Source organism: uncultured Paraglaciecola sp., from assembly GCF_913020055.1.
Taxonomy (GTDB): Bacteria; Pseudomonadota; Gammaproteobacteria; order Enterobacterales; family Alteromonadaceae; genus Paraglaciecola.
In genome coordinates this window covers 21,616-29,527 of record NZ_CAJWCF010000059.1, presented here as the reverse complement: position 1 = coordinate 29,527, position 7,912 = coordinate 21,616, and the positions used below count along the sequence as shown (strand labels likewise).

8 protein-coding genes are annotated in these 7,912 nt (G+C 39.1%); 3 read left to right on the top strand and 5 right to left on the bottom strand.

The features are described from left to right. The 3 genes from QZ488_RS13465 to QZ488_RS13455 all read left to right on the top strand — a co-directional run. Positions 1-572 (top strand): patatin-like phospholipase family protein (locus QZ488_RS13465; RefSeq protein WP_366509031.1); only part of this gene is annotated, 572 nt, incomplete at its 5' end. A gap of 7 nt (positions 573-579) precedes the next feature. After that, the gene (locus QZ488_RS13460) at positions 580-1,773 is read left to right on the top strand and encodes a cytochrome c biogenesis protein CcdA (protein ID WP_293749547.1); all 1,194 of its coding nucleotides are present in this window, start codon (positions 580-582) and stop codon (positions 1,771-1,773) included. Continuing rightward, positions 1,769-2,455 (top strand): tetratricopeptide repeat protein, encoded by a 687-nt coding sequence (locus QZ488_RS13455; protein ID WP_366509033.1) that lies wholly within the window; start codon positions 1,769-1,771, stop codon positions 2,453-2,455. Before QZ488_RS13460 ends, QZ488_RS13455 begins: the two co-directional genes overlap by 5 nt. Here QZ488_RS13455 and QZ488_RS13450 read toward each other — a convergent pair. The 5 genes from QZ488_RS13450 to guaB form a co-directional block, all read right to left on the bottom strand. Continuing rightward, the gene (locus QZ488_RS13450) at positions 2,387-3,517 is read right to left on the bottom strand and encodes a 1-acyl-sn-glycerol-3-phosphate acyltransferase (RefSeq protein ID WP_293749545.1); all 1,131 of its coding nucleotides are present in this window, start codon (positions 3,515-3,517) and stop codon (positions 2,387-2,389) included. The two genes, QZ488_RS13455 and QZ488_RS13450, sit on opposite strands and share 69 nt — an antisense overlap. Before the next feature lie 128 nt (positions 3,518-3,645). Beyond that, positions 3,646-4,200, bottom strand: coding sequence for a YaeQ family protein (locus QZ488_RS13445; protein WP_293749543.1), 555 nt, complete (start codon positions 4,198-4,200; stop codon positions 3,646-3,648). 45 nt (positions 4,201-4,245) lie between these two features. Then, a complete protein-coding gene (locus QZ488_RS13440; RefSeq protein ID WP_293749541.1) occupies positions 4,246-4,707 on the bottom strand; it encodes a GNAT family N-acetyltransferase in 462 nt (153 codons plus the stop codon). Between the two features lie 41 nt (positions 4,708-4,748). After that, the gene (gene guaA / locus QZ488_RS13435) at positions 4,749-6,326 is read right to left on the bottom strand and encodes a glutamine-hydrolyzing GMP synthase (RefSeq protein WP_293749539.1); all 1,578 of its coding nucleotides are present in this window, start codon (positions 6,324-6,326) and stop codon (positions 4,749-4,751) included. An 81-nt stretch (positions 6,327-6,407) separates the two neighbouring features. Next, positions 6,408-7,877 carry an IMP dehydrogenase gene (guaB, locus tag QZ488_RS13430; RefSeq protein ID WP_293749537.1) on the bottom strand — a complete coding sequence of 490 codons (1,470 nt, stop codon included), beginning with the start codon at positions 7,875-7,877 and terminating at the stop codon, positions 6,408-6,410. Between the last annotated feature and the right edge of the window lie 35 nt (positions 7,878-7,912).

Genomic DNA, 7,912 nt, shown 5'->3' with positions numbered 1-7,912 from the left:
CTGCGAATAATCTTTTTGAAAGCAATCAATTTGATGATTTAAAAATACCTTTGATTGTTACTGCTACAGATCTCATTTCTGGAAAGCCAATGCTTTACAAAGCTGGCAATGTAGTTGATGCCGTTGTCAAAAGTTCATCTATTCCTGGATTTGTAGAACCAACATATATTGATAATAGAATGCTTCTTGATGGTGGGATTGTTTTTCCAACGCCTGTACCTCCATTAGTGGGTGAATGTGATTTTATTATTGCAGTAAATATTAGTAAAGCATTTAAGACAGATGATGAACCTGAAAATATCTTTGAAATCATGAATCGATCTAGAGATATATCAACACTACATTTAAATTCTTATTTGCTAAACCAATCTAATTTTGTCATTAGTCCAAAACACGAAAATGTCCATTGGTCTGCCTTTGATAAGACTAAAGAATTTATCCAGAATGGATATAATGCAGCAGAATCTGACATGGAAAAATTATTAATTCAACTGGATTCTATGATAGAAGAGAGTGCCAAAACTACTAAAGAAACATTTTGGACCAAGTTGAGGAAAAGATTATCTTCTTAGCAAATTAATGAAAAAAATAATTTCAATATTAGCATATTTTTCTATTTTATTTGGTCAGTTTAGCGATCCTGCTGAATTTAAATTCAATATAAAGAATACAAATCAAGGTGAAGTAGTTATCTTGGAGGTTCAAGCAAGTATTGAAGATGAATGGCATATTTATGCAATCTATGATGTTCCTGAAGGTCCAGAACCAACAGTTATTAACATCAAATCAGGTGAAATTGTTAAAACAGGTAGAATTATAGAACCAGATCCTATTGTAACATATGATGAAGGTTTTGATAATATTACTAAGTATCATGAAGGAAATCCTTTATTTAGAGTACCTATTGTTTTAGATAAAAAATTATCTAATGGTACATATTCATTTGATGTTACAGTTCAGTATCAAGTATGTACAGGAAATCTATGTTATCCACCTAATGAATATAGCGACACTGTTCAATTTGTGTTGGAGAGCGGTAATATAAGAGAGCAGTTTACAGTTAATAATTTCGATTTTTCAAAAGACTCTGTATTTAGTCGTTTAAAGCTCGATGATTCTGATATTGGAGGATTTCTTCTTATTTCACTAATTATGGGATTTGCTGCATTATTAACACCATGTGTTTTTCCAATGATACCCATTACAATTTCCTTTTTCTTGAAAAGAGGTGAAGATAAAAAAACTTCACCTATTAAAGATGCTTCAGTTTATATGTTAGGCATTGTTATGACATTCACATTATTGGGGATGTTACTAGCTATTTTTCTTGGTGCTTCAGGCGCAACACAGCTCGCCGCTAATCCTTACGTAAATTTATTTATTGCCTTTTTATTCATCTATTTTGCTTTTTCACTTTTTGGTTTCTATGAAATTGAGATTCCTCAATCATTAAAACGTTTTTCATTGGAGAGAGAAAGTTCTGAAGGATATGCAGGTATATTATTCATGGCACTAACTTTTACTCTTACTTCTTTTACGTGTACGGTAGCATTTATGGGTACAATTTTAGTCGCCGCTTCACAAGGTGAGTGGTTTTGGCCTATCATCGGTATGCTAGTATTTAGTTTGGCTTTTGCGTCGCCCTTCTTCTTTTTAGCTCTTTTCCCACATTATTTGAAAAAATTACCTCAATCAGGCGGTTGGTTAAACTCTGTAAAAGTGATTATGGGTTTTCTTGAAATAGCAGCAGCTTTTAAATTTATTAGCCATTAACCCACATCATTATAATGCTCTGAATAATTTAGGGGCTATTTGTAAAGTGCAGCATAGACCCGAAGAGGCGCTGGCCTATTTACAACAAGCTGTGAGCATAAAGGCCGATAGTTTTGATGTGTACAATAATTTGGCGGCGGTTTATCAGCAATTAAATCAGTTTGAGCAAGCCTTGATGTATTATGATCAAGCCATTTTATTGGAGCCAGGTCATGCCTCGGTTAGATGGAATCGGTCGACGGTTTTATTAATGTTAGGGCGTTTAAAAGAAGGCTGGGAAGCGTTTGAATGGCGTAGATCGGCAGGGCATTGGCAGGCTTTACCGTTTCCTGAGTGGCAAGGTGAAGCATTGCAGGATAAAACGCTGTTAGTATTGGCAGAACAAGGCTTAGGTGATGAAATATTATTTGGTTCTTGTTTGCCTGAGTTAATTAAGCTCAGTAAGCATTGTATTATTGAGTGTGATACTCGACTAGGCGACCTTTATCGAACTTCCTTTCCTGAGGCGACAATAAAGGCGGTTGTGCGTCAACAGCGCGATTGGTTAAAGGATTTATCATCCGTCGATGTCTGTATCCCGTTAGGCAGTATTTCCCGTTTTCTACGGAAAAATTTAACTGATTTTCCTAATATGAGCACAAGCATACATATTAAGCAGTTTGCTTTGTTCTGCGGCAGATAAGTTGACTAATCTATCTTGTAGATAGTCAGCCGCTGCTTTGCAGTATGGGTCAGACATTAAATCATCATTATTGTCATCACCGCCAAGCATTTTTAAGGCTACAGGCCCGGTAGAAAAAGATTTGTACCCTTGTAGAATTTCTTGGTCAATATACCCAGCTACTTCTTTTGCGTTACTAAACTCACCAGTCAGAACGTCACCAAAATGGATATGTACCCTGCCTTTTTGACCGGTAATTCCGTTGACTATGCTTCTAACATCTTCATTATCAGGCTTATCATAACTACCTTCTCGTTCTACTTTTTGTAGTTCTTTGGCTTTATTGATGTCGCAGGGATCAAACTCGTAAGATATAGATACTGGCACAATACGTAAGCTTCGAATGTATTCTGAAAATTCGACTTCTTTGGACTTGTTCAATGCCAACATAGACAAAATCGCAGGATTGGTAATGTCGTTTCCGTCTTTTGCTCGCCCTTCTCTCTGGGCAATCCAAATATGTTGTTGCTCAGTTATTAAGGTAAATTCAATATATTCACTTAACAATTTTGCTGCCGACAATTTTTCTCGTCTGTCTGTTGCTGAACGTTTAACAATAAAACACTTATTTAGCCGAATAAGGTCAGCAACCCATTCTTTTTTAAGTAAATTATCACCCACAGCTATACGCACAGTATCTTGACCATTTAGATGTAATGCCCAATTAACAAAAGTAGGATCCAAAGCAATATCCCTATGATTGCTCATAAATAAGCAGGCTTGAGATAAATCTAGGTTATCTAATCCACTGACACTAAACGACTCAGTTGTGGTATTAATCATTCGCTCTATGTAAGGTTCAATTAAACGTTGAAAACCTCTAAGCGTATCGATTTTGGTTATTTGTTTAATAATATAACGACGGGTAAAAAAGCCCAGAGCAGGCCGCATAAAACGAGGCCAAGCACTAAATTTGAAAGCCACAATGCTATCGATAAATTCTTTGTTATTAAACAACTTAGATAAAACGACGGATAAATCAGCGTCGTCAAAAGGGCGAATTGAATCAAACTTAGTAGGCATGTTGTTATTCTTGTCTCTACTGTAAAACAGGCGGCGTATTTTGCCGTCTAATCAGCCAACGGGCAATCTGTTTAGTAATGGTCTGCGCAGTGAACGTATGACCTATTAGCCCGCCAATAAAAAGTAATCTAGTCATCGTTTAATTGCAGGGCTTGCCAGTTAACTTCTACCTGCTTATGTTCGGCGGCGACAAATGCAGACTCACCACTCAAGGTGACTGATAAGTCCATGGTACGAGCAAGCACATCACTTAATGCTTGGATCTCCTGCCAATCAAAACTGAATACGTTCACAGGCAAGGCATCAAATTGTGCTTGAGTTTGTTTCCACCATGCTTTGGATTTTGAATTGAAACTGTAGACGTATGTTTGTTTCGCCAAACGGCAACTTTTTTTGATGCGCTCAAAACTTGGTTCACCAACATCTACCCAAAGATGTATCTGATCATCTAGACCTCGCAACCAAATATCAGGCTCTTCAATTGCACTTAAACCTTTGGTAAAAGACATGAGGTTTTCATCATCTTGATAGGCGTGCAAACAAAACACCAAAACCCGAACCATCATTCGCTCTTTAGTTTCTGAAGGGTGTAGAGCAACAGTTAAATTAAGGGTATCAAAATAATCATGGTTCAGATCAGATACGGATAATTTGAATTTATAAATGGTTGGCTTTAAAGCCATAAATTGGTACGTCCATAGAGTGCGAACGGGCTAATTATGCCTGTCCTACTGGGATAACTTCATTTCAACAAGAGACGCTTTAAAGCCTAACTTTTCATAGGCTTTAAGTGCGGAACTATTGTCTGCGTAGGCTTCAAGATAAAAGTCTTCCATACTTTTTTCTTTACCCCATTTAATCAGTGTTTGGATGACTAGTTTATTTATACCCTGCCCTCTATGGCTAGGTGCAACAAACATAAATCCAAGATAGCAATGTAAGTCATGACTCAAATGGGCTTTAGATTGCCTAATACGAGCATAACCCGAACCAACGATTTTACCGTCATCTTCAGCCACCACTACCGTAGAATTTTCGCCATCGATTAATGCCCCAATATCGTAATAACAAATATTTTCAGACTTTAAACACACATTAAAGGGGCGCTCGGTCGCGATAATCCCTTGTTCAAACTCTTTCAATATTGGCAAGTCTGCTTGCACTGCAGCTCTTATTATTATTTTACCCATAGGAGACCTAGCCTTATAAACTTATCTGTAAAACGATGGAATTATTCCCACTCAATTGTAGCCGGTGGTTTACCTGAAATATCATAAACCACGCGAGAAATACCATCAATTTCGTTGATAATACGATTCGATACTTTGCCTAAAAAGTCATAAGGTAAATGCGCCCAATGAGCGGTCATAAAGTCGATAGTTTCTACCGCTCTTAGTGACACCACCCAATCGTATTTACGCACATCACCCATTACGCCTACTGATTTAACCGGCAAAAACACAGTAAACGCTTGGCTAACTTTTTGATACAGATCAGCTGCGTGTAATTCATCAATAAAAATTGCATCCGCTCGGCGTAACAAATCGCAGTATTCTTTTTTCACTTCCCCTAAAACTCGCACTCCCAATCCCGGCCCTGGGAAAGGATGGCGATATAACATGTCGTAGGGCAAACCTAATTCTAAACCAATTTTACGCACTTCATCTTTAAACAATTCACGCAATGGTTCGACTAGACCCATTTTCATATCCGCGGGTAATCCACCTACATTGTGATGAGATTTAATCACGTGGGCTTTACCGGTAGCCGACGCAGCAGATTCAATTACATCCGGGTAAATAGTGCCTTGTGCTAACCATTTTGCATCGACTAATTTTTTAGACTCTTCATCAAATACTTCTACAAAGATACGCCCAATAATTTTGCGTTTTGCTTCTGGTTCATCGGTGCCTGCAAGTGCATCTAGAAATCTATCTTCAGCTTCAATTTTGCGAATATTAAGACCAAAGTGATCACCAAACATGTCCATCACTTGTTGACCTTCGTTAAGACGCAACAAACCGTTATCAACAAACACACAAGTGAGGTTTTCACCAATAGCACGATGCAACAGCATCGCCACAACAGAAGAGTCAACACCACCAGATAGACCTAAAATAACTTGGTCATCACCGATTTGTTTTTTCATTTTTTGGATGGCGTCTTCGATAATGGCAGCTGGGGTCCACAGTTTTTCACAACCACAAATATCCAAAACGAACTGAGATAAAATTCGCTCACCTTGACGTGTATGAGTCACTTCAGGGTGAAATTGAACGCCATAAAATTGCTTATCTTTATTTACAAAAGCAGCAAATGGGCAACTATCAGTTTTAGCAGTGGTGGTAAATCCTGGAGGTGCTGCACTGACTTTATCACCATGGCTCATCCACACATCAAGTAACGCATTTCCGTTAGTGCCAATGTGGTCTTCAATATTGTTCAATAATGCCATTTCACTAAGCACTTCAACCTGTGCATAACCAAACTCACGTTTATTTGAACCTTGAACGGCTCCGCCAAGTTGCTCAGCCATAACCTGCATGCCATAACAAATGCCTAATACGGGTACACCTGCTTGATACACATATTCTGGGGCTCTTGGGGAATTATCAGCATGTACTGATTCTGGACCACCAGATAAAATAATACCGTTGGGGTTAAACTCGCGAATTTGCTCTTCGCTGACATCCCATGCCCAAAGCTCACAATAAACGCCAATTTCACGCACTCGGCGTGCAATTAATTGGGTGTATTGGGATCCAAAATCAAGGATTAAAATACGTTGGTCGTGGATATCTAAGCTCATTTGCATACTCTTATAAAAATAGAATGTGAACGCTATTTGAATGACAAATAACGTTCATTTAAAATAATATACTTTCGTTGTCTAACCTAGGCGATAGTTAGGTGCTTCTTTAGTAATGCTCACATCATGCACATGTGATTCACCCATACCTGCTGAAGTCACTTTGACAAACATTGGTTTAGTACGTAACTCTTCTATAGTCGCACAGCCTGTTAGTCCCATAGCCGAGCGTAAACCACCCATTTGTTGGTGAATGATGTTAGAAATAGGCCCTTTGTAGGCCACTCGGCCTTCGATACCTTCTGGAACGAGTTTCTCTGCACTTTTGCTGTCTTGGAAATACCTATCAGAAGAACCATTGCTTTGATCCATTGCGCCCAACGAGCCCATACCGCGATAGGATTTATAATAGCGTCCTTGATATAACTCTACTTCACCTGGCGCTTCTTCGGTTCCTGCTAACATACTACCGACCATTACGGAGCTAGCGCCAGCGACCAAGGCTTTTGCAATATCACCAGAAAAGCGAATACCACCATCAGCGATCACTGGCACACCTGTACCTTTAAGCGCTTCCACTGCATCTGATACCGCAGTAATTTGTGGCACACCACAACCTGTCACAATCCTAGTAGTACAAATTGACCCTGGGCCTATTCCTACTTTAACCGCATCAACACCAGCGTCAGCTAATGCTTTCGCGCCTTCACCTGTAGCAACATTACCAGCAATAATTTGTACGTCTGGATAATCCTTACGCACTTTGGTTACTCTATCGATGACACCTTGGGAATGACCATGAGACGTATCAATCAGTAATACATCAACGCCTGCCTCAATCAACGCTTTAATTCGTTCATCAGTTCCCGGTCCAACACTGACTGCGGCCCCGACTCGTAAACGACCTAATTCGTCTTTACATGCATTAGGTTTACTTTCTGCTTTTTGAAAATCTTTAACGGTGATCATGCCTTTCAATTTGAAGGTTACGTCTACCACTAAGATTTTTTCAATGCGGTGTTCATGCATTAATTCAAGTACTTCTTCGGAAGGAGCACCTTCTTTGACCGTGACCAAGTCATCTTTCTTCGTCATCACACTAGAAATCGGTTGTTCCAAACTATTTTCAAAACGTAAGTCACGCCCTGTCACAATACCAATTAGATTATTGTCTTCATCTACAACTGGGAAGCCGGAAAAGCCGTGTCTTTTACTCAAAGCGTTAATTTCACCAATTGTTGCAGTTGGTAAAACAGTAACGGGGTCTGACACCACGCCACTTTCGTATTTTTTCACTATTCGTACATGTTCCGCCTGTTGTTCTGGCGTCATGTTTTTATGAATAAACCCAATACCACCCTCTTGTGCCAATGCAATGGCTAAACGCGCTTCAGAAACGGTGTCCATTGCGGCAGAAATTAAGGGGATATTTAAACTAACACCACGGGTCAATCTCGTTTTAAGATTGGCGGTATGAGGGAGAACAGTGGAGTGCCCTGGGACGAGTAAAACGTCGTCAAACGTAAGGGCTTCTTTAGCGATTCTTAACATGCAATATCACCTATAAATGCGGGTTTTAATTGCGG

What these genes read in the sequence shown, in the direction of transcription:
- QZ488_RS13460 (WP_293749547.1), top strand. Translation starts at nt 580, where the DNA reads ATGAAAAAAATAATTTCAATATTAGCATATTTTTCTATTTTATTTGGT.
- QZ488_RS13440 (WP_293749541.1), bottom strand. Translation starts at nt 4,707, where the DNA reads ATGGGTAAAATAATAATAAGAGCTGCAGTGCAAGCAGACTTGCCAATA.
- guaA (WP_293749539.1), bottom strand. Translation starts at nt 6,326, where the DNA reads ATGAGCTTAGATATCCACGACCAACGTATTTTAATCCTTGATTTTGGA.
- guaB (WP_293749537.1), bottom strand. Translation starts at nt 7,877, where the DNA reads ATGTTAAGAATCGCTAAAGAAGCCCTTACGTTTGACGACGTTTTACTC.
- QZ488_RS13450 (WP_293749545.1), bottom strand. Translation starts at nt 3,517, where the DNA reads ATGCCTACTAAGTTTGATTCAATTCGCCCTTTTGACGACGCTGATTTA.
- QZ488_RS13445 (WP_293749543.1), bottom strand. Translation starts at nt 4,200, where the DNA reads ATGGCTTTAAAGCCAACCATTTATAAATTCAAATTATCCGTATCTGAT.